The 21912-nt window shown below is 52.6% G+C and carries 21 protein-coding genes; 7 read left to right on the forward strand and 14 right to left on the reverse strand.

Annotated features, from left to right (window positions below; genetic code table 11):
- Positions 1-248: 248 nt before the first annotated feature.
- Complete coding sequence (locus AC0LWF_RS27115) at positions 249-1031, reverse strand: phytanoyl-CoA dioxygenase family protein (protein ID WP_474654593.1); 783 nt, start codon at positions 1029-1031, stop codon at positions 249-251.
- Between the two features lie 190 nt (positions 1032-1221).
- Here AC0LWF_RS27115 and AC0LWF_RS27120 point away from each other — a divergent pair, with 190 nt between their 5' ends.
- Positions 1222-2139, forward strand: coding sequence for a GDP-mannose 4,6-dehydratase (locus tag AC0LWF_RS27120; RefSeq protein WP_474654594.1), 918 nt, complete (start codon positions 1222-1224; stop codon positions 2137-2139).
- Between the two features lie 80 nt (positions 2140-2219).
- On the opposite strand, the gene AC0LWF_RS27125 is transcribed toward AC0LWF_RS27120, so the two are convergent.
- Both AC0LWF_RS27125 and AC0LWF_RS27130 read right to left on the reverse strand, forming a co-directional pair.
- Positions 2220-2606 (reverse strand): VHS/ENTH/ANTH domain-containing protein, encoded by a 387-nt coding sequence (locus tag AC0LWF_RS27125; protein WP_474654595.1) that lies wholly within the window; start codon positions 2604-2606, stop codon positions 2220-2222.
- Between the two features lie 35 nt (positions 2607-2641).
- A complete protein-coding gene (locus AC0LWF_RS27130; protein ID WP_474654596.1) occupies positions 2642-2977 on the reverse strand; it encodes a hypothetical protein in 336 nt (111 codons plus the stop codon).
- A gap of 192 nt (positions 2978-3169) precedes the next feature.
- Between AC0LWF_RS27130 and AC0LWF_RS27135 the strand changes: the two genes are divergently transcribed.
- Entirely contained in the window at positions 3170-3802 is a 633-nt protein-coding gene (locus tag AC0LWF_RS27135) for a DUF1796 family putative cysteine peptidase (protein WP_474654597.1), read from the forward strand.
- Positions 3803-3872: 70 nt separating this feature from the next.
- On the opposite strand, the gene AC0LWF_RS27140 is transcribed toward AC0LWF_RS27135, so the two are convergent.
- Together AC0LWF_RS27140 and AC0LWF_RS27145 are read right to left on the reverse strand one after the other, a co-directional pair.
- Positions 3873-4055, reverse strand: a complete 183-nt coding sequence (locus AC0LWF_RS27140) for a hypothetical protein (protein ID WP_474654598.1) — start codon at positions 4053-4055, stop codon at positions 3873-3875.
- Positions 4056-4074: 19 nt separating this feature from the next.
- Positions 4075-5304 carry a glycosyltransferase family 4 protein gene (locus AC0LWF_RS27145; protein WP_474654599.1) on the reverse strand — a complete coding sequence of 410 codons (1230 nt, stop codon included), beginning with the start codon at positions 5302-5304 and terminating at the stop codon, positions 4075-4077.
- A 193-nt stretch (positions 5305-5497) separates the two neighbouring features.
- Here AC0LWF_RS27145 and AC0LWF_RS27150 point away from each other — a divergent pair, with 193 nt between their 5' ends.
- Entirely contained in the window at positions 5498-5944 is a 447-nt protein-coding gene (locus AC0LWF_RS27150; RefSeq protein WP_474654600.1) for a GNAT family N-acetyltransferase, read from the forward strand.
- 102 nt (positions 5945-6046) lie between these two features.
- On the opposite strand, the gene AC0LWF_RS27155 is transcribed toward AC0LWF_RS27150, so the two are convergent.
- Both AC0LWF_RS27155 and AC0LWF_RS27160 read right to left on the reverse strand, forming a co-directional pair.
- The gene (locus tag AC0LWF_RS27155) at positions 6047-7057 is read right to left on the reverse strand and encodes a Gfo/Idh/MocA family protein (RefSeq protein ID WP_474654601.1); all 1011 of its coding nucleotides are present in this window, start codon (positions 7055-7057) and stop codon (positions 6047-6049) included.
- Positions 7058-7075: 18 nt separating this feature from the next.
- On the reverse strand, positions 7076-7918 hold the full coding sequence (locus AC0LWF_RS27160; protein WP_474654602.1) for a sugar phosphate isomerase/epimerase family protein: 843 nt from the start codon (positions 7916-7918) through the stop codon (positions 7076-7078).
- A 269-nt stretch (positions 7919-8187) separates the two neighbouring features.
- On the opposite strand from AC0LWF_RS27160, the gene AC0LWF_RS27165 reads away from it, so the two are divergent.
- Positions 8188-9069: a helix-turn-helix domain-containing protein gene (locus tag AC0LWF_RS27165; RefSeq protein WP_474654617.1), complete on the forward strand. Its 882-nt coding sequence runs from the start codon at positions 8188-8190 to the stop codon at positions 9067-9069.
- 544 nt (positions 9070-9613) lie between these two features.
- On the opposite strand, the gene AC0LWF_RS27170 is transcribed toward AC0LWF_RS27165, so the two are convergent.
- The 3 genes from AC0LWF_RS27170 to AC0LWF_RS27180 all read right to left on the reverse strand — a co-directional run bounded on the left by AC0LWF_RS27170 (position 9614) and on the right by AC0LWF_RS27180 (position 12715).
- Entirely contained in the window at positions 9614-9781 is a 168-nt protein-coding gene (locus tag AC0LWF_RS27170) for a DUF3934 family protein (protein WP_474654603.1), read from the reverse strand.
- A gap of 9 nt (positions 9782-9790) precedes the next feature.
- Positions 9791-10243 (reverse strand): HEAT repeat domain-containing protein, encoded by a 453-nt coding sequence (locus tag AC0LWF_RS27175; RefSeq protein ID WP_474654604.1) that lies wholly within the window; start codon positions 10241-10243, stop codon positions 9791-9793.
- Positions 10244-10456: 213 nt separating this feature from the next.
- Positions 10457-12715: an AraC family transcriptional regulator gene (locus AC0LWF_RS27180; RefSeq protein WP_474654605.1), complete on the reverse strand. Its 2259-nt coding sequence runs from the start codon at positions 12713-12715 to the stop codon at positions 10457-10459.
- 240 nt (positions 12716-12955) lie between these two features.
- Here AC0LWF_RS27180 and AC0LWF_RS27185 point away from each other — a divergent pair, with 240 nt between their 5' ends.
- The 3 genes from AC0LWF_RS27185 (at position 12956) to AC0LWF_RS27195 (ending at position 16523) form a co-directional block, all read left to right on the forward strand.
- Complete coding sequence (locus tag AC0LWF_RS27185; protein ID WP_474654606.1) at positions 12956-13882, forward strand: ABC transporter permease; 927 nt, start codon at positions 12956-12958, stop codon at positions 13880-13882.
- 15 nt (positions 13883-13897) lie between these two features.
- Entirely contained in the window at positions 13898-14788 is an 891-nt protein-coding gene (locus AC0LWF_RS27190) for a carbohydrate ABC transporter permease (protein ID WP_474654607.1), read from the forward strand.
- A gap of 112 nt (positions 14789-14900) precedes the next feature.
- Positions 14901-16523, forward strand: coding sequence for a DUF3502 domain-containing protein (locus AC0LWF_RS27195; protein ID WP_474654608.1), 1623 nt, complete (start codon positions 14901-14903; stop codon positions 16521-16523).
- Positions 16524-16595: 72 nt separating this feature from the next.
- Here the strand turns inward: AC0LWF_RS27195 and AC0LWF_RS27200 are convergent, their stop codons facing one another.
- From AC0LWF_RS27200 to kdpC, 4 genes are all read right to left on the reverse strand, one after another.
- A complete protein-coding gene (locus AC0LWF_RS27200) occupies positions 16596-17300 on the reverse strand; it encodes a response regulator (RefSeq protein ID WP_474654609.1) in 705 nt (234 codons plus the stop codon).
- Positions 17297-18907 (reverse strand): ATP-binding protein, encoded by a 1611-nt coding sequence (locus AC0LWF_RS27205; RefSeq protein WP_474654610.1) that lies wholly within the window; start codon positions 18905-18907, stop codon positions 17297-17299. Before AC0LWF_RS27205 ends, AC0LWF_RS27200 begins: the two co-directional genes overlap by 4 nt.
- A gap of 40 nt (positions 18908-18947) precedes the next feature.
- Positions 18948-21275: a universal stress protein gene (locus AC0LWF_RS27210; RefSeq protein ID WP_474654611.1), complete on the reverse strand. Its 2328-nt coding sequence runs from the start codon at positions 21273-21275 to the stop codon at positions 18948-18950.
- Between the two features lie 71 nt (positions 21276-21346).
- Positions 21347-21910, reverse strand: coding sequence for a potassium-transporting ATPase subunit KdpC (gene kdpC / locus AC0LWF_RS27215; RefSeq protein ID WP_474654612.1), 564 nt, complete (start codon positions 21908-21910; stop codon positions 21347-21349).
- Positions 21911-21912: the final 2 nt, after the last annotated feature.

Raw genomic sequence — 21912 nt, forward strand, 5'->3', positions numbered from 1 at the left:
TCAAGGAACAAACTTGCTTATTTCTCGTCCCAGCCTCTCGGCCGGAATTAGAATATATCATACATCGAAACTTAATTGCAAGCTTTATTTTTCAACTTGTTTTCGTTTCGACCACCGCGTCATCGTGTATGTCTCAGCGGCGGAATTAGAATATACCATGTGCTGCAACCAAGATGCAACAGGTATTATTTTACAACAAAAGAAAGAGCCAATGCAAGCTGCCTCGGCTCTTTCTTCATCAATACGAACTATGCCCAGTTCTCGCAACCTTGGAACGGCATATGCTTGCCCTCTACATACTTAGGGAACGGCACGTAATCGTTAACGCCAGGCACTGCCTTGCCACGAAGCAGGAAAGCCGATGGCCATTGTGGGATCGTAATCTTGGTGCTCGTCGGAATGTAGCGGATCGTCAAACCGCAGCGGCGCAGCGGCGAATGATTCGGCTCGGAGCCGTGAATGACGTTCGGATGATGTACCGAAACGCCGCCTGCGCGGAGAATAAGATCGACTGCTTTATCCTCTTCGACTAGCGCCGGATCGACCTCCGACTCGAGCACGTTCGCTGTCTTCGTGTTCGACTTCATCTCTTGCAGCTCCATCGTCTGCGTACCCGGGATAACTCGCAAGCAGCCATTCTCCGGCAGCGAGTCGTCTACGGCAAGCCATAGCGTCACGACATTCATGGGGTCAAGCGGCCAGTAGCTGCCGTCTTGATGCCATAGGACAGGACGTCCGTCAAAGGGCGGTTTACTAATATAGTGGGATGCAAAAAGCGCAATGTCTGGTCCGATGTACTGCTCCGCAATATCAAGCAGACGCTCGTCACTAATGAGGCGGACCCAGAACGGATCATCTGCCATCAAGGTATGTCCGAGATTCTCTGGACGAAGATCCGGATTCTTCTTCATCAACCAGTCTATATGCTCTGCTGCTTCTTGTATAAGTGACTTATCAAGGACGTTCGGGTACACGGCGTAACCATTAACGTCGTACTGTTCTTTTGCCTGCTTCAATTGTTCTAGAGTCATTGCAGGTTCCTCCTCCATAGTAGCTCTTGCATTTCTTTATTTTAACCGCTTACATCTTGAGCTGTCCATAAGCCTGCTCCCACCACAATAAGGAAATATAGCTGAGCGAGAGACAGATGCCTCAATCGGAAATGGATGCCCCGGCGTACGATAGAATACATGAATTTTATCGCGGGGGTTGAAGGTTACCATGAAGGCAGTTGTCACAGGAGGCGCCGGTTTTATCGGCTCCCATCTCGTCAAAGGTTTACTAGCAGGCGGCGCCATCGTCCATGTTATCGACAATCTGTCCTCAGGCATCCGTGATAATGTCGCTCCCGCAGCGGTACTGCATACGGAAGATGTCCGTTCGGCGGAAGCGAAGCAGATCATTGCCTCCGTCAAACCGGAGGTTGTCTATCATCTGGCAGCGCGAGCGGATGTGCAGCAGTCTATCCTTGCGCCAGCTCTCGATGCCTCCGTCAATATAACGGGTACGATCAACATCCTTGATGCATGCAAGGTGGCTTGCGTGAATAAAATCATTTTTGCATCGACATCGGGCGTTTATGGCAATTTGGAGAAAGAGCGGATTACGGAGCGTGACCCCGCCATTCCGATCTCGTTCTACGGCTTGTCCAAACTTACAGCAGAGCGCTACATCCACATGTACAGCCAGCTCTACTGCCTCTCCTATACGATTCTCCGGTATGGCAATGTGTATGGCCCTGGTCAAACCGCCAAAGGTGAAGGCGGCGTCATTGCTAACTTTATGGAACGGACCATAGGCAATCTGCCCCTATACATTAACGGAGACGGTGAACAAACCCGCGATTTCATCTACGTCGGCGATGTCGTGCGCGCCAACTTGGCCGCTGCCCGCCATGGCGACCAAGAAACCATCCATGTGAGCACTGGCAAACGCACATCCGTGAATCGCATTATTGAGCTGCTCCGCGAAATGCACGGCGCCGAAATCGATCTTCATTACCGGCCAGCGCAATCCGGCGATATTAAGCATAGCTGTCTCTCGAATCGGAAAGCTCGCACAAACTTGCAGTGGGAACCGGCGGTAAGTATTGAACACGGTATTGCAGAAACATATCGTTCATGGCTATATCACCATTAGTGTACTTCGCTTATATAGAAGAAAGCCTAGAATGCATACCGCAGTCGCGGCATCCGCATCAAGGCTTTCTTACGTTCTGTTTACGGCGCATATACGGCACCTTGCAGCGAATAAGGACCGATCGTCCGCGCCCGCTTCTCCGCTGAACGCACAATTAAGTAATAGCGCTGTGCTGCAGCTGCACCGCCGGCCATTGTATGCCGCTCCGTGGAACGAGCCCGCAAGAAACAGGACTCCATGCTCCAATAGAGAACGGTACCTGTCTCGGAACCTTCCCGAATCATAATTTCTAGCTCTCCGGAATCCCATTCGGGCAGACTCTCCCAGACGATTTCGAAGCTTAGTACGATTCGATCGCCCGGCGCGATATTCGCAAGCCCTACCGAAGCAAGCACGATCTCGTCCGGGCCGACGAGAAAGGGAGCGAAGCTTCCTGAATCCGCAAACATTTTATCCGAAAATTTCATCGCAACCATCCCTTATCCATACATAGATTGCAATATCATGGCATACGTTGGAAATCCTTCTCCGTAAAAATAGCAAGCAGTACGCCTTTACTTCGAACAATCAGCGTCACGGTCGTGGTGTCAAACGTGAAGTAATTCGTGACAATCAGCAGGTTGAACGGAGTGTAGTTCGTAGGCACAGTCGAAATATAAGCCCCGCTGTCCGGTTGAAGCTCTTGCAGTGATTCAAAGAATGGCGCACCATTGTGGCTCGCCTGCACAAGCAAGTCGAAGGCCCGTCTGCTTTCATTCATCACGGTTAATTCAATTGATTCTACGAATCTCGAATCCACCTTTGCACCAGGGGCCACCGCTAGCTGAAAAATCGCCATATCATCCCTCCCTCATGCCGAAAGCTGTCTATAGTATCGTATGAAGCACAGCTTGATCTGCTTGGGACATATCCTCCCTGCCAGCTACCCAAATGTGCCAGGCCCTCATCCATCTGTCCAATCATGCAACGTGAGCGAAGCATTTAATAGTTTAAGAGGTTGATGGCTATGAACAGAAAGGAAGTGTGAGCGATGCGACTTGCTGAGTTGAAAGGAAAGTACGACACGATCTACAGCCTCGGAGATCTCTGTCTGCCAGCCATTCAGATGGAGCTCAATGATTTGCGGCCTTTTGCCGGACCGCTCGATTGGATGCAGTCTCAAGTGCTGCCTGATGTGATCAGACTGCTCGCGAATCGTTTTGCCGGATTCATGGATTACAGCCACTTGGAAGTTATAAACAAAGCCACCGACAAGCTCTACTATGTAAAAGAAAAAGAGTACAACATTTACTCCAACCACGACTTCTACACACATAACAACTTCCCGCCTGAACTGAACACGTACCCGGAAGTGAAAGCGAAGTACGATCGAAGAATCGCCCGTTTCTTAGAAAAGGCCGCGCTCAGCGAGCAAATCTTGTTCATCAGGACGGAAGCGACACCAGAACTGACGAAACAGCTGACTGACGTGCTATCTTCCCTTGTTGCAAGCAGTTATCGGCTCTTGGTCGTTAACCATGCTCCGGTTGCCGGCATCGTCGAGCAAGACTGGGGACTGCCTAACGTATGCGCGATTCAGATGCCGAATGACGAGATTTGGCAAGGGAACAACCAGTTGTGGAAGCAGATTTTCCAAGGTATTGAACTGAAAGAAGAGCTATAATTGTTGGCAAAAGCAAAGGGCCTCCTGAATGGGAAGCCCTTTTTGTGTGCCCTTGTGCAGTAATCGGCGGTTATGAAGTTGGTTTGCCAATCGTTGAAAGGACTGTCCAGTCCGGCAGCTTGTAACCATCTGGCAGCCCTGCGAGTATGCGGGTCCATACCTCATAATCAACTCTCAGCGACGAATCTGTCGTTTGAGCGGCGAAGATGCGGTTGTACAAATCTGCTGGCACCATAAAAGGTTGATTCGCCATTGACCTTCGTTTTCCCCCTCTATGGAAGTTTGGATTTTGCGATCGCGGTCTGATAGGCGCGCATTACATTGCTCATCATCGTATTCATTGACCATTGCTTCGCCCCCCATTGCCTCGCGTTATGACCGAGCTGCCGGCGAAGCGCATCATTCTCAAGAAGCATATCCAGCTGTGCTGCGAGTGTGACCGTATCTCGTACTGGCGAGATGAGTCCGTTCACGCCATGCTGCACCATCTCAGGCAAGCCTCCCGCGGAGGAGACAAGTACCGGCAAACCGGCAACCTGCGCTTCCATAACCGAGAATGGCTGATTGTCTTGAATGCAGGCGTGCACAAAAATATCCGAGTTGTTAAGCAAACCGGGTATATCATCCCGCTCGCCGAGAAACAGCACCTCCTCCTGCAGTTGTAGCTCCGCGGTCTGCCTGAGCAGATCCTCCCTCTTCTCTCCGTTCCCGACAATCCAGCATACCCAGTCCTGACGCCGCCGCTTCAGATGTTGAAGGGCTGCAATTAAGACATCAATCCCTTTGACGAAGGCAAGACGTGCCGGACAGATGATCACTTTCTTGCCAGATGGGCGCTGTATAGCCGTCCCTTGCTTCAGCTTCATCGTAAAGGCGTCAATATCAAGCCCATATGGGAACACGCTGATCCGATCCGCTTGAACGCCGAATGACTGGACGAGAAGCTCCTTCTGCCAATTGTTCGCTGTAACCGTTACATGCCCTGCGTTTGCTCCGTAATGCTCAAGTCCGTTGAAGTAACGCCATGCCGGGTCATCCTCTTTTACCCCAAGCTGCGGATTCAGCTTATAGTTCATCGTGAGCTCCAGCGCGACAGAACCGTGTACGTGAGCGACTAGTGCCGTTCGCGGTGCTTTCACCCGTTCAAACGCCCTAGCTGCAAAAATATCTTGCGTATGAATCAGATCATATTGAGATATGCCAAAATAAGCCGCCGCGAGCTCCATATAGTAGCGTTCAAACTCGCTATGCAGCACAAAATGGTCTGAATGGATTTGAGGCGCACGAGCTGCATTCAGCTTCGCCATAATGAGCGGTCTAAGCGCGTCCTTATCCAGCTCCCTGTTCGATCCCGGCATGTGAATCTTCTTATTGTCCGGGCTATTGCCCAGCATGTCGACCTGATGCCCCATCGCTTCAAGCCGTTCTTTGAGCTGCAGCATATACTTCCATACGCCGCCAACATGAGGAATGGCCCAGTAGGTGGCTAGTAGTATTCTCACGCTGTCTGATTTCCTCCCCGTGCACGTCCGAATTATACATTTTATTGGGGAGACGACTCATTAGTCACGACAGTTCGCCCCTGTCAATGGACTATTTACCAAATTGCAATATAGGCATTTTCATGCATAATGTTGAATATAAATTCGTTATGTAGTATATTTATTCATATACTTGTTCGAGGGGGATTCCGGAATGTCGCTTACTGTAAGGAATGTCGAAGCTGCAGATGTAGCTAAAGTAGCTGAATTGATGTATAAATATATCGTCGGGTTCTATAATAATCCATGGCCAGGCGATGACAACATAGATGAACTGATCCAGACACTGCTGGAGAAAGAGGAAGGCATTCAATTCGTGGCCGAGAAGGACGGCGAGCTCGTCGGCTTCGCTACGATATATTTCTCGCGCAGCACGATGAAGGCGCAGAAGATAACGGTCATGAACGACTTCTTCGTACTTGAGCCGTATCGCAATACGAATGTGGAGTCGCTTCTGTTCATGACATGCCAGAAGTACACGCAGGATCTGGGGTTCTCGCATATGACGTGGATTACTTCGGTGGAGAACAAGCGCGCGCAGCAGTTTTTTGAACAAGTCGGCGCTGTGCAGGGGAAATGGCTGTCCTACTCGATCGTATAATAATAAAGAGACTTACGGCATACGGAACGGATGAGGATGTTCCTTTGGCTGTAAGTCTCTTTTTTGCGTTGAGCTGCAGTGTTATAGGGATTAAAGAGTGAGCTAAAGAGTTACAAAGCTGCCGCCCGCTTCTGCGGATTTCTGCTCTGCTTCAATAATATCAATCGTGCGCGCTGCGCTCTCCGGTGTACATACGGTCGTCGGCTTGTTCGTCACGATTGCTTCAATAAACGCGCGAACCTCGAAATAGTACCCCATATCGTCGGACAATTCAGCGACGAAGGCCGCGCCTTCGTTCGGATTGACAGTCACTTGGTTGTTCTCGAAGATCAAGTTGCCGCCCTCGAAGTTCACCCGGTACGTCATCGCGAAACCGAAGTCGCCGCGAAGGGTCCAGTCCGCCTGCGCGTTCAGCACCAAGCCATCTTCATACACATAGTGAGTCGACACGATGTCATAAGCGCTTCCTGGGATGACGTTGCGTCCGATGGTAGAAACCTTTTGCGGAACACCGAACAGCCAGTTGATCATATCGGTATCGTGGATATGCATGTCCATCAATACGCCGCCGCTTTTGCTACCGTCGAGGTACCATGGCTGCGGAAGACCCGAGCCGCGGAAGAAATAACCGCCAAGCGGTTGACCGTAGCGACCGTCTTCAATGCATGCTTTCAGGTACTCGTATGCAGGCCAGAAACGGAGACACTGCGCAATCATCAGCTGCTTGCCGGTGCGCTTCGCCGTCTCAACCATTTTCCAGCTGTCCGCTGCAGAGCGTGCCATCGGTTTCTCACACAGCACGTGCAGACCGCGTTCGAGCATTTGGCAAGTGAGATCCGCATGAGCCGTCGTCGGCAAAGTGATATCGACCATATCGAGCTCTTCATTCGCCAGCATGTCTTCGATGCTCGTGTATAGGTTGAAGGCAGACAGATCGTAAAGCTCCTGATTCGTCGCAATGTTGCCGATTGCCGCGCCGTTCTTCAGTTCCTCGATACGAAGATCGCATACCGCGACCAGCCGAACCGGATGCCCTTCCTTCATTAAACGCGCATAGTTGTCAAAATGCATTCTGCCCATAAAGCCGAAGCCGATCAAGCCTACTTTAATCATTAGAAGTCCGCTCCTCTATTAGACCCGGCCTAGGATAGCATCCATTGCGCGGGAAGTATTGTAAATGATTTGCTCGCCGTGATGTGTATACGATGGAATCATCTCGCCAATGACATAACCGTTATAGCCGACTGCGTTCAGCGCTTCGACCACTGCCGGATAGTTCACGTCGCCAGCAAGCAGATCCACGAATCCGTGCAGGCCGCCAGCTTGTCTGCGGTAGTCTTTGAAATGCACTTTCTTAATCCGCTTGTTAAGAATACGGATCCACTGCTCTGGATAACCGTTTTGGACGACGTTTCCTACGTCAAAATACGAGCCTACATAGTCCGAGCCGACTGTATCGATGAACGTTCTCAGCTCAAGCGGGGAAAGGAATAGTTTGTTCCATACGTTCTCGATGCCGATGTTTACGCCTGCTGCTTTTGCCTCCGGCGCAAGCGCAGTGATGCACTCAAGCGCGCGGTCATATGCATGCTCGTAATCAACGACCTCGCTGCCCGGAATAAAGTCGACGCCGACTGCGCCTGGGATAACGAGAATCGTATCGACATTGAAAGCTGCGGCAAGCTCAAGCTGCTTGCGCGTAATGTCCATTGCCTTCGTGCGATTCGCTTCCGATTCGCTCGTCATGGAGTAGGACCAGTAAAGACCCGTCGCAAGACCGCAAATTTCAAGGTCTGCCTGCTCCAAATGCGATTTGATCTCGCGGATTTCCTGCTCTGTCGTCTCTAGGCTAAGCTCGCCCGTCTCGTTCAGCGCCAGCTCAATCCCCTCGAAGCCTGCGTCCTTCGCGATGCGAATGCTCTCTGCAATCGTCATTCCTTGCGGGAACGACCAAATGTTAATCCCCTTCTTCATGTGGCAGCCATCCTCTCGATTTGTATTTTTCCTGTTTCCATGTCTATTCGTGAAAAGCTATAATTGTTGGAGTTATAATTCGATTATAATAGAGTTCTGGGTGAAAATATTTAGCGGATAGAGTGATAATTTGTATGATTCCGTGATTGTAGAGAGCGAAAGATAAAGAGGGAGAGTGATGGTGTGGTGATGCGGCGACGGCGAGGCATGAAAGGATGATGGAGTGGTGATGCGGTGACGACAAGGCTTGAAAGGATGATGGAGTGGTGATGCGGCAAATTGTGCCTTATCGTGAATGGTCGCCGAGCATTCACTATGCGCAGTACCAGCGGTTATTGCCAGGTAAGCTTGTACGGCGGAGGTTGTACGATTATGAGCTGCTGTATGTGCGCCAAGGCGAGGCGGCTACGACGATAGATGATGTACGGCATGTGTGGAAGGCTGGGCAGCTCGTTTATTTGCCCGCTGGGCTGTACCATCAGAACGAGGTCGTTTCCAGTCCTAGTGCGGAGCTGCTTGGGATACACTTCGATTATTTCAGCGAGCTGGAGGTAAGCTCGGATGAGGATATGGTGGTGAACGAGCAGCAGCAGGTGGCGGAGAAGTTCTGTATCGAGCCGATGAACGAGACGTTCCCGCCGCTGTCGGAGCAATTGATCTATACGCCGCCGCATGGTTGCGTCCAGCTGATGGAGCAGCTAGTCGACGAGTTCACGGCTCGGCCTCCAGGCTATGAGCTCGTCTGCAAGGCGCTGATGCTGAACATTCTCTCGCAGCTGCAGCGGACACGGTCGACGCTGCATGAACGGGCAGCGGAATCCGCGCATGGTCAGCGCATTCTAGCGCTGATGAAGCAGATGGAGGCCGCGCCTGCCGAGGCCTGGCCAAGCCAGCGGGTTGCGGAGTCGCTGCGCATGACGGAGGATCACGCAGCGAAGCTGTTCAAGCAAGTCGCGGGGCAGCCGCCAGGCGAGTATTTGCGCGCCTTGCGGCATCGCGAGGCAAGGCGGCTGCTCCGTGAAACGGAGCTGTCCGTGGAGGCAGTCGGGGCTGCCGTCGGCTGCCCGGACATCCATTATTTCAGCCGCCAATTCTCGAAGCAGGAGGGGCTGTCGCCGAGCATGTACCGCAAGCTGTCGCGGGTGGTATAAGGAATGGTATGAGCCGCAGCTTCGGGGCTGGGCGGTGGGGCTGAACGCATGAAAGTGGCGGCGGCGGTTGTACGTAAGGGATTTGGAGAGAGCGTATTTGATCTCTCAGCGTGATTTTGCGGGATTTGCTGAACTGAGAGAACATATATGGTCTCTCAGAGGAGTTTTATCGCTCGTGTGCGCTCAAATGGATGCCGAGAGAACCTATTTGATCTCTCAGCTTTTTGTTTGGCTGGAAATATTACTGAGAGCACGTATATGATCTCTCAGCAATATAGCTTGGACGAGCGATGCTCAGGTAATCGGGGTTTCCGACTCTCAGAGCTAAGTTATGCTAGTTTGGCTGCTTGAAGGCGGATTTCACTGATCTCGTGACGCAATACGGCGGGTTTTCGTCGGCGAGAGGGGCTTTTCACTCTCTCACCTTCCATTCCGCCCCGATTCGCGGCGGTCGCTTGCTGAGAGAGGCTTTTGCCGCTCGTTGCAAAACAAAATAAAAAACGCCCGCAAGCCATCAAAATGGCTTGCGGGCATCACATCGCGATTAATTGCCTGCGCTGTCGCCGGTATTGCTGCCGGCTTCAACTTTACTCTTATCCCCTTTGCTTTTGTACGGCTTCGGGGCGCTCTTGAGCTTGTTGGCGCTGCGCTGCCAGCGGTTCCAACCTTTCTTGTCGGTGCCGCGGCCAGTGCCGCCTTTACCTTTTGCCATGATGGTCTCCTACTTTCTCGTTAGCGACGCCCACGTCTGCTCAAGCCACTGATCAAAATCAGCTTCCTTATCGCCCTCGTAAGTGTCGTAAACGTCGGATCTCATCTTCTGCAGCTTTTCTTTAAACGCTTCGAACGAATGCCCTTCCGGCAAACTCTTCTTGATGCGCAGCAGAATCTTGTTCACGCCCTTGACCAGCTCGCCAGTCTTACGTGCCGGCAGCTCCAGTTCTTCACCCAGCTCGCGCAGCGCGCGATGCGCCGCTACCTGCACTTGATGAACCGTGTCGCCCTTTACCATGCGGGAAAGCTGATCAATAGCTTGCTGTCCGCCGAGCTTGCCGAGCTCCTCGACTGCTGTAAGACGCGCTCGCCAATTCGACATCCGGCTCGATGACTTCTTCAATTCCTCGATGCTTGGCGCACCGGATTCAACAACTTCTACTTCTTCTGTATGTTCCATATCTTATCAAGCTCCTCACAATTTCCACGTTCTATAAGGCAGTATATCCCATTTTGCAACTTACAGTCCTTATAGAACGCTACTACTATGTGCGGAGAATGTCAATGTTGTTTGCTTCTGGTGTATGAACTGTGCGCTGGGACGTGTACGGAGAATTGGCATGACGAGCCTGTGATAGTCAGACTGGTCATACCGTTATGCTAGGGAATGACGCTACCCCAACTGCTTCGCATTCGTCCGGTACTGGCTCGGCGTAATGCCGTACACCTTCTTGAACTGCGTGAAGAAGTGGCTGCGGCTGGAGAAGCCCGACTTCTCCATAATATCGGTGATCGTATCCTTCGACGAGACGACCAGATGGCTCGCATACTCAAGCCTTGCGTTATTGATATAATCCGCCACCGACACGAGCCGGTGCTTCTTGAACAGCTTGCCGAGATAGGCTGGAGACAGGTCCACTTCCGCAGCGATGGAATCCAGCGACAAGGCTGGATTAGCAAGGTCGCGCTGAATGATCTGCGTCACCGTACCAAGCAGCTTCATATACTTGTTATCCTTCTTCGTCTCCAGCTCCATCGCGAGCGAATTGAAGAGCTCGAAGAAGTCTGTCAAAATCAATCCCACCGTCTCCATCTTCTGCAGCTTCATCAAATACGAGTTGAAGTTGAAATCGACCTTCATCGCATGGTTCGTCTCCAGTACCTCGATGGCATGGCGGATGAGCAGCAGCAAGCGGATGAAGAGCGAGTTCAGCGCCGTATAGCTGTACGACGACGCACCTGCAACAATCTCGTTCAGCGCCTGCTTCGCATGATCGAACCGCCCCCCAATAAGCGCCTCCGTCAACTCGTCATCCCGCTCCTGCGGATATTTTATTTCATCCGTACGGCCACTGATGCTGATCATCTCGCTGAAAATCATGCTTTCATGCCCATAGATCAAACGGTAATAGCTCAAATCCACCGTCTTCAAATAATACAAGTTCAGCTGTGAGATCGATTCAAACGTCTCGCTGCATGTCACGGATACCGTGGAGCCCAAATACCGATGCGTCTGCTGCTGAATGTGCCGAAGAAGCTGGGCCAGCCCGCGATTCTCGGAAGGCTCGTGCATCCCTGGCACCTGCAACAGAATCATCACCTGATCCTCGCCTGTCTCCATACACTCATGCGCATACGCAGACGCAAGCAGCTCCGTCACAATGTTGACCATACCGAATTTCAGCAAATCGCGGTCACCTCTTGTGTACTTCGCGCAGAACTCGGAGAATCGGTCGATCTTCAGCAGCACAATCAAGAAGCTGCCCGTCGGGTCAAGCGTAATCTCGTACTTGTGAAATTGGTTCTGCAGATACTCCCTAGTCAGCAGTCCGCGCGAATGAATGACTTTGCGGAGAAACTCCTGCTTCCGGTCATAGAGCTCGCCCCGCTTCTCAAGCTCCAATTGATTATAATTCTGGATGACCATGGAGATCGGGACAAACAGCCTGCGGGCAAAATAGAACGATAGCAAGATACTGCCCACAATGAACAGCACCACGAAGAGGTAAGTCTTCTCCTTCATTTTCTCAACATCTTTCACAATGTAGCGATATGGCGTAATGCTGACCAGCTTCCAATCGAACGCATCGGTCGAAGAATAGGTGATGAACGAATCCACGCCATCAACATCCATCCGCATGCTGCCTGCCGGGGCTTTAGAGCCGTTGATCTGCTTGATGTATGCCTGACCACGCAGATCGCTAAGCAGTGGATGAACCGAATCATCGGACAGCAGCTGTCCATTGGAACTGATCACGAAGATCCGATTGCCGCTCTCGCTGCTCTGCGGCTGGATGCTCTGCTTGATCCAATCTGCCGAGATGTTTAGGATGATCGCCTCATTCACTTTGCCGCTCGATACTTGAGAGTCGAAGAACAGATAGGAATACACATAAATGCTCTGAGGCGCGCCGGTAGAGATGCCTGCGAGCACATTAGGAATTTGGCGAAGGACGATGCTGTGGGATTTATTGTTCTTGATGTCATCGAGGATGTTGAAGATGCCTTTGTCATCGAAGCTGTTTCGGTCATAGACGAACTCCGGCCTTGGAACGGCATGAATATGCTCGCCGTTATAGACGTAGATGGATTGCAGGAATGGATAAATATTTTTGTACGATTGCAGCTTGTTCTGGTATTTGAAGTAGTCATCGGGGCCGACGTCCGTGTAGAGCAAATCTTTGATCACATCATCGAAGAAGGCGGTCGTCGATACCGATCTCGCCGTTTGTTCGAGAACGCTTACATTTTGGCTCGTGTTTTGAAGGTCTGTCACTTGCTGATGGTACACTTGGCTAAGTGCGAAATTCTCGAAGTTGCGGTTGAGCAGGGAAGATTGCAGAAAGAGCAGAAGCACGGTGCTGACGAGGAAGGGGAGCAGTATCGTTAGAAAAAGCTGATACGGATTTTTGAGAACGAATTTTCTTAACATCGTAAGTCCACTCCTTCCCTTCAACACTATCACAGAAGCAGAATTTTCATCAACGCAATCAACTCCAATCAGTGGTCAAAAACCCACTTTCCGAACAAAAATCGGTATTGAGAACTACCCTTTCCCTGAAAATCGAACTGATATCCCGATTCAGAAATTGCCCCAACCACCACGCTTCCCCTATGATCAAAGCATGAATGACAGCGCATACATCAATCCGCAAAGGAGTCGGCTTGCACCGTGAACAAACTCCCTTTCCTATCGCCGTCACGGCATTTCAAGAAGAATCTTCAACTAACCGTGCTGGCGCTTCCCGCAATTCTCATCATCCTCATCTTCTCGTACTTGCCGATGGGCGGCATCTTTATCGCATTCAAGAACATTAACTACACCGATGGCATCCTCCACAGCCCTTGGGTCGGCTTCGACAACATCAAGTTCTTCTTTACCTCGAACGATGCCTGGCTGGTCATCCGCAACACGCTTCTCTATAACATCATCTTCATAACAGTCGGCACATTCATGTCCGTCGTCTTTGCCATCATGCTGAATGAAGTGCTCAGCCGCAAATGGCTGAAGACGTATCAAACCATCTTCTTCTTCCCCTACTTCTTCTCCTGGATTATCGTGGCGTACATGGCGTACTCGTTCATCGGTCCATATGGCGTCATCAGTACATGGGTCAGCAAGCTCGGTTACGAATCCTTCGACTTCTACTCGGAAACGTGGGTTTGGCCGATTCTGCTCACTCTCATTAATATTTGGAAGGGACTCGGTTATGTCAGCATTATTTTCTACGCAGGCATCCTCGGCATCTCGCAGGAATATTTCGAAGCCGCTGAGATCGACGGCGCCTCCAAGCTCCAAGTCATTCGCACCATTACTGTGCCGCTGCTCATGCCGCTCATTACCATCATGACCCTGCTCTCGATCGGCAAAATCTTCTACTCCGACTTTGGTCTCTTCTTCTTCGTTCCAAGGGAGGTCGGCCAGCTGTTCCCGGTGACGCAGGTTATTGATACGTATGTGTACCGCATGCTGAAGGTGTCAGGCGATATTGGCATGTCGTCAGCAGTCGGCTTATTCCAATCGGTTATGGGATTCATCGTCGTGCTGTTCAGCAACTACGTCGTGCGGAAGATTGACGACGATAACAAACTATTCTAATCAGGAGGTGCGCGTGTGAGCGACAAACCTTGGCAGTCCAGAATTCCTAAGTTACTCATTCATCTCGTATTCGTCCTGTTTAGCCTGGCGTGTATCCTCCCGCTCATCTCCGTACTGTCCGTCTCGTTCAGCAATGAGGTCGACATTCTGAAGAACGGCTACAGCCTCTGGCCGCGCAAATTCGATCTCACGGCTTACACCTACGTGCTATATCGGCCCATTCAGCTGCTAAGCGCGTTCAAAATTTCCCTCATCGTGAGTATCGTCGGCACGGTAGGCGCGGTCTTGTTCATGGCAGGCATCGCCTATGCCCTGTCCCGACATGATTACAAATTCAAGAACAGCCTCAGCTTCTACGTCTTCTTCACGATGCTGTTCAACGGCGGTCTGGTGCCGACTTACATTCTGATCAGCAACTATCTTCATCTCAAAAATACGATCTGGGTGCTCATCCTGCCGTACTTGGCGGTTCCTTGGTTTATATTGCTGCTGCGCTCGTTCATGCAGAAAATTCCGTACCACATCATCGAGTCGTGCATGATCGACGGGGCGAGCGAGTTCCGGATCTTCTTCCAAATCGTGCTCCCGCTTGCCAAGCCGGGTCTTGCAACCGTCGCATTGTTCACGATGCTGCAGTATTGGAACGACTGGTGGCTCAGCCTGCTCTATATCGAGGAGGAGCATCTTGTCCCGCTTCAATATATGCTCTACCGGATGATGAACAACATCTCATTCCTCACGAGCTCCACGAACATGATGCCCGCGAGCATGAAGAACGTCGTGCTGCCGTCCGAATCCGCGCGCATGGCGATGGCGATTCTGGCTGCTGGACCGATGCTGGCTGTGTTCCCGTTCTTTCAAAAATATTTTGTGCGCGGACTTACGGTTGGTGCGGTGAAGGGGTGAGGATTCGAAGAGCTCGGAAGGGCTCGAAGGATTCGGGAGAAAGTTGCTTAAACATGGATTGGCCATCCATTTTAAGATAAGCAGATTCAAACAAATAAAGGGAGGATTCACGATGCAAAGAGCACTCCGAATGTCAAAGCTTGGCCTTGTCTGTACGATCATTCTGCTCGTCTTCAGCATGCTCGCGGCAGCATGCGGCAACAATTCCAGCAATAACAACAATAGTTCGGGCACATCGGGCAATGCAGCGAAGAATGACTCAGGAGGGGCGGCTAACGAGGCGACGAATTCGGATGCATCGGGCAACGCGGCAGCGGATAATTCGGGTACAGCAGCGAATACATCGGCTGATCTCCCTGAAGTGAAGCTGACTTGGTATTTCCCGGGAAACTGGCCTCAGCCAGAGCAGGATAAAGTGTTCGCTGAGGTGAACAAGGTCATCAAATCGAAGATCAATGCAACAGTTGATTTCAAAGCGATTCCGTTCGGCGATTTTGACCAGAAGATGCAAGTGGTTATTGCTTCCGGCGAGCCTTATGATATCACCTTCACAGCAGGCTGGATCAACAACTACACGCAGAACGTAGCGAAGGGGGCTTTCCTCCCGCTCGACGACCTGCTTGCCAAATATGCGCCGCAAACCTATGCTTCGATGCCTGCGTCCTTCTGGGATGCCACGAAGATTAAAGGTCAAATCTACGGCTTCGTGAACCAGCAAATCTCCGCGCGCACGCCGGCTATCGCTGTACCTCAGTCGCTTATCGACAAGTACGGTCTCGATATGAATGCCATTAACGCCAAAATCGGACCGGATACACTGAACCTGCTCGAGCCGTTCATTCAAGCGGTGAAAAAAGACAATCCGCAGAAGTATCCCGTTGTCGGCATCGACCCGGACTTCTTCAACGTCGAAGCGATCGTGGGCATTAATGTACCTGGCGTCGTCGCATTCAATGATGATTCGCTCACCGTTGTGAATCAGTTCGAATCGGATGGCTTCAAGACGTTCCTCGCTACACTGCGCGACTGGAATGCGAAGGGCTATATGAATTCCAAAGAACGTCTCTCCAAGAAAACCGATGATTGGACGGATGGCAAAGCAGGCAAGTTCATCTTCAACATCGGCGGCGCGTTCAAGCCAGGCGGCGCGAACCTTGACTCTGCCCTTGGCGGCGAGCCTTACGCTGAAGTGCCGGCGGGTACCGCGCATTTGACCACTGGCGGTATTACCGCAACGATGCAAGCGATCAACCGCAATTCAAAAAATCCGGAGAGAGCGATGATGCTGCTAGAGCTGCTCAATACGGATAAAGACCTATACAACCTGCTCAACTTCGGTATTAAAGACGATCATTTCAAAATAGATTCCGATGGTTTGATGATTCCAGGAGATAACCAGCAGGGGTATAATCCGCAAGTGCCATGGATGTTCGCTTCGAACTTCCTTGCGAACGTCGAGAAAGGAATGCCTGCGGATGTATGGGAGCAAACGAAGAAAGTAAACGCAGACGCGCTGCCATCCAAGCTGCTCGGCTTCACCTTCGACGCTGAACCGGTCAAAGGCGAGATTGCGAAAGCAACGGCGGTATGGGATGAATACTCGCGCGCGATCAGCCTTGGCGTCACTTCAGACGAGAAGTATAACGAGTTTCTGTCGAAGATGAAATCCGCCGGCGCGGATAAGATTATTGCAGAAATGCAGAAGCAGATTAATGATTGGAAAGCTGGCAAATAAGCTTGTAAAAAAAGTTCCTGTACGAGGGATCTTATCCTTCGTGCAGGAGCTTCTTTCGTGTCCGCCCCGCCCCTAATCCTGCAGCATAAACCGATAGCCAATCCCCGGCTCCGTCTCAATAAACTTCGGCCGCGTCGGATCCTCCTCCAGCTTCTTGCGGAGATGGCCGATGTAGATGCGCAGGTAGTGGCTGTCGGATTCATGATGATGACCGCCCCACACCTGCTGGAGCAGCTGACGCTGAGTCATCACTTTGCCAGCGTTCGATGCGAGCACCTTAAGCAGGTCGTACTCGGTAGGCGTCAGCTTCACCCGATTGCCATCCAGCTCGACGAGCCGCTGCGCCAGATCGAGCTTCAAGCCGCCGAATTGCAGAATCGGCTCATTCGCCGAGCTCGCCACATGCCGAAGCGCCACCCGAATGCGGGCGAGCAGCTCGCCCATACCGAACGGCTTCGTCATGTAATCGTCCGCGCCGCTGTCGAGCGCCGCGATTTTGTCGTCTTCCCGCTCCTTCGCCGTCAGCACAATAATAGGCACACGCGACCATTCACGCACACGCCGCAGCACGTCCATGCCGGATATGTCCGGCAGACCTAGGTCCAGCACAATAAGATCCGGATGGATGATGCTCGCCTGATAGACGCCCGTCTCCCCATTCACCGCTTCATGTACCTCGAAGTGATGCGCCTGCAGCGTCACCCGAAGCAGCTTCACAATTTGCGGTTCATCATCAATGACTAAGATGCGCGCGCCGCTTCCGCCTGCCGCTGTCATATGCGTTCACCGCCTCTTTCTTCTTCTTCAGCCGTTATATAATGAATCGCTTGCCGATCCCCGATCGGAAGAGCTATGCGAATAACTGCGCCTCGACCGTTCGCCTGACTCGGCTCAGCTGCGGTAATCGTGCCGCCGTGCGCTTCCACAATACCTTTGCAGATCGCAAGCCCCAGGCCCGTTCCGGTCACATGACTCGTTGCACCGCCACGGTAGAATTTCTCGAATATCAGCTCGCGCTCGCCCTCCGCGATGCCTGGCCCCTCATCAGACACGGTCATGATCACCTGCTGGCTCGCCGCATCCTCATGCACGGCAACCACGATCTCGCTGCCATCAGGCGAGTACTTGATCGCATTGCTTAAGACGTTCACAAGCACCTGTTCAAGCAGCACCTCGTCCCCGGCAAAATAAGGCACCCGATCCGGCAGCTGAACAAGAATATGCCGCTGCTGCTGATAGCCCTTCACTTGCGCGAGCACAACGCCCAGCATATCTTCAATATCGCAGAGGCTCGAGCGCAGGCGCAGCATGCCGCTCTCCAGCTTCACCATGCCGAGCAGATTCGTCACGAGCCGATTCATCCGCAGCGATCCATCGCGAATTGTAGCTAGCAGCTCGAGCCGATCTGCGGAGCTAAAGATCTGCTCCCCTTCAATGAGACCCGTTGCGGAGCCAATAATGGTCGCAAGCGGCGTGCGCAGCTCATGCGACACCGAGTCGAGCAGGGCGGTCCGCAGCCGCTCCGATTCTGCTGTCAAATGCGCCAGCTTCGCTTCCTCGCCGAGCTTCACGCGGGCAATCGCGGTAGCCGTCAGGCCGCCGAACGCCTCAAGCAATCTTTTATTTTCCGCTGTGAATAGCGCTTCATGCTCGTTCTGCCCAAGGACGGCAAGCACGCCATACATCCGCTCCTCCGTACGCAGAGGTACGTACAGCCCGGAATATTCACGCAGTGTGCCGGAGCCTTTCCCCGCCATCTCGCCATGCTTAAAGACCCATCGAGCGATGACCATCTCGGATTCCCCGCTCCCCCATTCGGAAGTGCTCGAGGAGGTCGCCGTCAATTGCAGCTCCCGCTCCTCGCTGCCGCCAGGCAGATAAATCGCCACCTGCGCTGCATCTAGCGTCACCGACACTTGCTTGCACACATTTTCAAGCAGCGTCTGCAAATCCGAAATCGCCGTCATCTGCCGGCTGAGCGTATAAAGCGAAGCCGTGTGCGCCTCGCGCTGCCTCGCGTAACGAAGCTGCTGCTTCAGTCTCGCCGCAAGCGTCGCTGTCAGTGCCGCAACCGCTAAATAAACGAAGAAAGAGAACAAGTACCGCAAATCATCCACAGAGAAGCTGAAGAAAGGCGGCACGAAGAAGAAATCGAATGCCATTACGCTTATAGCCGCTGTATAGAATGAAGGCCCGATTCCCCAATAAACGGCGCTGAACAGCACCGGAAACAAGTACAGCAGCACGATGTTTACCCGATCATATCCAAGTCCAACCGCATGCAGCAGCGCAGTTAGCAGCACAACGACAACCGTAACGACCGCATACGGCATCCATGGCAGCTCTCCATGCGCTCCCCGTCCTTTTCCTCGCGCTGCATCCATTCTCATCACATCCCACACGCTAGCTCTACCATCCATTCTATTATAGAGCGGCATTCGGATCAAAGTCAGCCACGATCAGCACATCCATATGCCGCGTAAGCCGAATTAGCCTATTCACGACCGAGCCTTGCGCGATCCGCTCCCATAGCGTCTGCTTTGAAGCGCCAATAACGAGCTGTGTCGCACCGAGCTCCTCCGCCCGAGCCGCCAGCATCTGCGCAATCTGCCTAGCGCCGCCAAGCGCCTGATGAACGACAAATTTGCCGCCTAATCGCACGGTAAGCTTCTCAAGCGCTTCAAGTCGCTGCTTCAGCTCCGCGGACAGATCCGCTTCACATTGCACATAATTCACATACCACGCCGCCTTCAGTCTGTAAGCCGTACGAAATCCGCGCCGAATCAGCCGCTCGGCATGCGGCGTGCTATTCACGCATATAAAGATCACCTCTTGCCGCCGCCACGGACCGCGCAGCGAGCTGGTCCGCTCCACCGATTCCAGCCGTTCGTCAACATCGTCGGCGATTTCGCGAAGCGCAAGCTCACGCAGCGCAATGAGATTGCCTGTCTTGAAGAAGTTGCTCAGCGCCTGATCGACCTTTGTCATGGCATAGATTTTGCCTTCCCGCATCCGCCTTTGCAGTGCTTCGGGCGCTACGTCGATCAGCTGCACCTCATCGGCAAGCTGAAGGATATGATCCGGCACCGTCTCGCGAACCCGAATCCCCGTAATTTGCTCCACCGCATCGTTCAAGCTCTCCAAATGCTGCACATTCACTGTCGTGATAACGGATATCCCCGCTTCGAGAATGTCCAATACATCCTCGTATCGTTTCTTGTTCCTGCTTCCTGGCACATTCGTGTGCGCAAGCTCATCGACGAGTACGACCTCAGGAGCGCTCCGAATGATCGCCTCCGTATCCATCTCCTCAAGCTTAACCCCTTGATAGTCGATCTGCTGGCGTGCAATGTGCGGCAAGCTCCCGATCTGCTCTCCTGTTTCCTGACGGTTATGTGTCTCGAGCAGTCCGATCCGAACGTCGATGCCCTTCTTCAAGAGATCATTCCCGTCGCGAAGCATCATATAGGTTTTGCCGACGCCAGGCGCTGCGCCGATGTACACCTTGAACTTGCCGCGCCGCATATGGCGGGTGCGCTCCTCCACTTCTGCCGAGCTCAGGCGGCGGTATTGCTGCTTATCCTTCGAAGAGGAAAGCTGTGCAGGCAGTACGCGGCCGCCCTCTTGAGCGGCAGAATCGGCAACGAGGAACACGTCCATATTTCGTGTCACGCGCAGCACTTTATTGACGACAGACCCTTGCCACAGCTCCTGCCATCTCGTCTGTTTGGAATGACCCATTACCATTCGGGTGACATCGTGCTGCACGGCATACTTCACCAACGTACGCGGAATGCGCCGGCGGCCAGGGAAAGGGAGCTCCTCGAACCCGCCTCCAACCTTCTCCACAAGCTTCACCATGCTTCTGCGAAAAGCAGCTTCTTCCTTGGAAAGCGACCGCTTGAAATCTCGATAGGTCACAACCAGCAAATCACCATTCAACCGTTTGGCGATCTGCTGCCCGCGCCGCACATAGATGGAGCCGTTCCAATGATACTGCGTCGTCACGAGAATACGCTCCGCTGCGCCGGACGGACCGAGCAGCCCCATCTCTTCGCGATGCTCGTTCAGCGACACATGCACATCCTCCGCCACAAGCCGCAGCGCCAGCTCGCGCAGCACGCCAAGATTGCCGCGCTTGAATACAGCTGCATCCTTATTGCCGCGAAGATGCCCCTCCGCCAGCCGGTTCAAGATCGTCTCCGGTGTCACGTCGATGAGACGCACCTCATCAGCCAGCTCCAGCGTATCTGCTGGAAGCGTGCACTCCGGCTCAATCCCGGTCAGCTTATGCGCAAGCTCCGTATAGCCCTCCAACTCGTAGACGTTTACAGTCGTAATGACGCTAATATGATGAGATAGTAGAAACTGGATGTCTTCAAGCCGATTCTCGAATCTAGCGTCCTTCCGATTCTGATGCGCCAGCGCATCAACAAGAACAACCTCCGGATTACGCTCCAGCAATGCATCGAGGTTCAGATCCTTCTGCTCCACGCCATCCTTGAACCAGTGAATGCTTGGCACCCGCTCCAGATCCCCAAGCTGCTCTACCGTCTCGGGTCTTTGCAAGGTAGAAACCGCGCAGATGACAACATCAACCCCTTGCTGCCGCAGCGCCTGCCCTTCTCGCAGCATATGATAAGTCTTGCCCGATCCGCTCACTGGACCGATATATACCTTCAGCGTGCCGCGATGAAGCTTCGAAATCGATAACAGAATTTCTTCCGGTGTTTTTCGTTTAAAGCTGTCCAAGGTCCACTGCTCCTATCCCATGAAAATAAACCGCGAAAGCCACCCCCATTAACATGGAAGCGGCCGCATCATTACAGCTTTAATTGTTTCATTAGCTCAATATTGATTTCCAGCACGTTCACGCGCGGTTCGCCGAACACGCCAAGCTGCCTGCTCTTGGTGCTGGACTCTACCAGCTCGTTCAACTGCTGCTCGCTAATCCCTGTCGCCTTGCTGATTCGCGGCACCTGCGCCTTCGCCGCTTCTGGCGATAGGTCCGGGTCGAAGCCGGAGCCAGACACGGTAACGAGGTCCGCCGGAATATCGGTCAAATTCGGATTTTCTTTGCGCAGTGCATCGATCTTCTCCTGAATCGCCAACACATAATCCTCGCTTGCAATCATCATGTTCGAGCCGGCAGAGGCTGTTGGATCATACTTCGCATTCGACGCTCTCGGATGAAACAGCTTCGGTGAACCAAACTTCTGTGCAATCAGCTCCGAGCCGACTGGTTTCCCGTTTACTTCAATGAGACTTCCCTTCGCCTGCTTCGGAAAGAGCATATCGGCAGCGCCGGTCGTAACAAGCGGATATAGCAGTCCGCATAGCAGCATCAGCACAACGGACACTCGAATAGCAGTTAGTGTTGATTTCATAA

The organism is Paenibacillus sp. sgz302114, assembly GCF_056120345.1.

What these genes read in the sequence shown, in the direction of transcription:
- AC0LWF_RS27115 (WP_474654593.1), bottom strand. Translation starts at nt 1,031, where the DNA reads ATGACTCTAGAACAATTGAAGCAGGCAAAAGAACAGTACGACGTTAAT.
- AC0LWF_RS27120 (WP_474654594.1), top strand. Translation starts at nt 1,222, where the DNA reads ATGAAGGCAGTTGTCACAGGAGGCGCCGGTTTTATCGGCTCCCATCTC.
- AC0LWF_RS27125 (WP_474654595.1), bottom strand. Translation starts at nt 2,606, where the DNA reads ATGAAATTTTCGGATAAAATGTTTGCGGATTCAGGAAGCTTCGCTCCC.
- AC0LWF_RS27130 (WP_474654596.1), bottom strand. Translation starts at nt 2,977, where the DNA reads ATGGCGATTTTTCAGCTAGCGGTGGCCCCTGGTGCAAAGGTGGATTCG.
- AC0LWF_RS27135 (WP_474654597.1), top strand. Translation starts at nt 3,170, where the DNA reads ATGCGACTTGCTGAGTTGAAAGGAAAGTACGACACGATCTACAGCCTC.
- AC0LWF_RS27140 (WP_474654598.1), bottom strand. Translation starts at nt 4,055, where the DNA reads ATGGCGAATCAACCTTTTATGGTGCCAGCAGATTTGTACAACCGCATC.
- AC0LWF_RS27150 (WP_474654600.1), top strand. Translation starts at nt 5,498, where the DNA reads ATGTCGCTTACTGTAAGGAATGTCGAAGCTGCAGATGTAGCTAAAGTA.
- AC0LWF_RS27155 (WP_474654601.1), bottom strand. Translation starts at nt 7,057, where the DNA reads ATGATTAAAGTAGGCTTGATCGGCTTCGGCTTTATGGGCAGAATGCAT.
- AC0LWF_RS27160 (WP_474654602.1), bottom strand. Translation starts at nt 7,918, where the DNA reads ATGAAGAAGGGGATTAACATTTGGTCGTTCCCGCAAGGAATGACGATT.
- AC0LWF_RS27165 (WP_474654617.1), top strand. Translation starts at nt 8,188, where the DNA reads ATGCGGCAAATTGTGCCTTATCGTGAATGGTCGCCGAGCATTCACTAT.
- AC0LWF_RS27170 (WP_474654603.1), bottom strand. Translation starts at nt 9,781, where the DNA reads ATGGCAAAAGGTAAAGGCGGCACTGGCCGCGGCACCGACAAGAAAGGT.
- AC0LWF_RS27175 (WP_474654604.1), bottom strand. Translation starts at nt 10,243, where the DNA reads ATGGAACATACAGAAGAAGTAGAAGTTGTTGAATCCGGTGCGCCAAGC.
- AC0LWF_RS27180 (WP_474654605.1), bottom strand. Translation starts at nt 12,715, where the DNA reads ATGTTAAGAAAATTCGTTCTCAAAAATCCGTATCAGCTTTTTCTAACG.
- AC0LWF_RS27195 (WP_474654608.1), top strand. Translation starts at nt 14,901, where the DNA reads ATGCAAAGAGCACTCCGAATGTCAAAGCTTGGCCTTGTCTGTACGATC.
- AC0LWF_RS27200 (WP_474654609.1), bottom strand. Translation starts at nt 17,300, where the DNA reads ATGACAGCGGCAGGCGGAAGCGGCGCGCGCATCTTAGTCATTGATGAT.
- AC0LWF_RS27205 (WP_474654610.1), bottom strand. Translation starts at nt 18,907, where the DNA reads ATGGATGCAGCGCGAGGAAAAGGACGGGGAGCGCATGGAGAGCTGCCA.
- kdpC (WP_474654612.1), bottom strand. Translation starts at nt 21,910, where the DNA reads ATGAAATCAACACTAACTGCTATTCGAGTGTCCGTTGTGCTGATGCTG.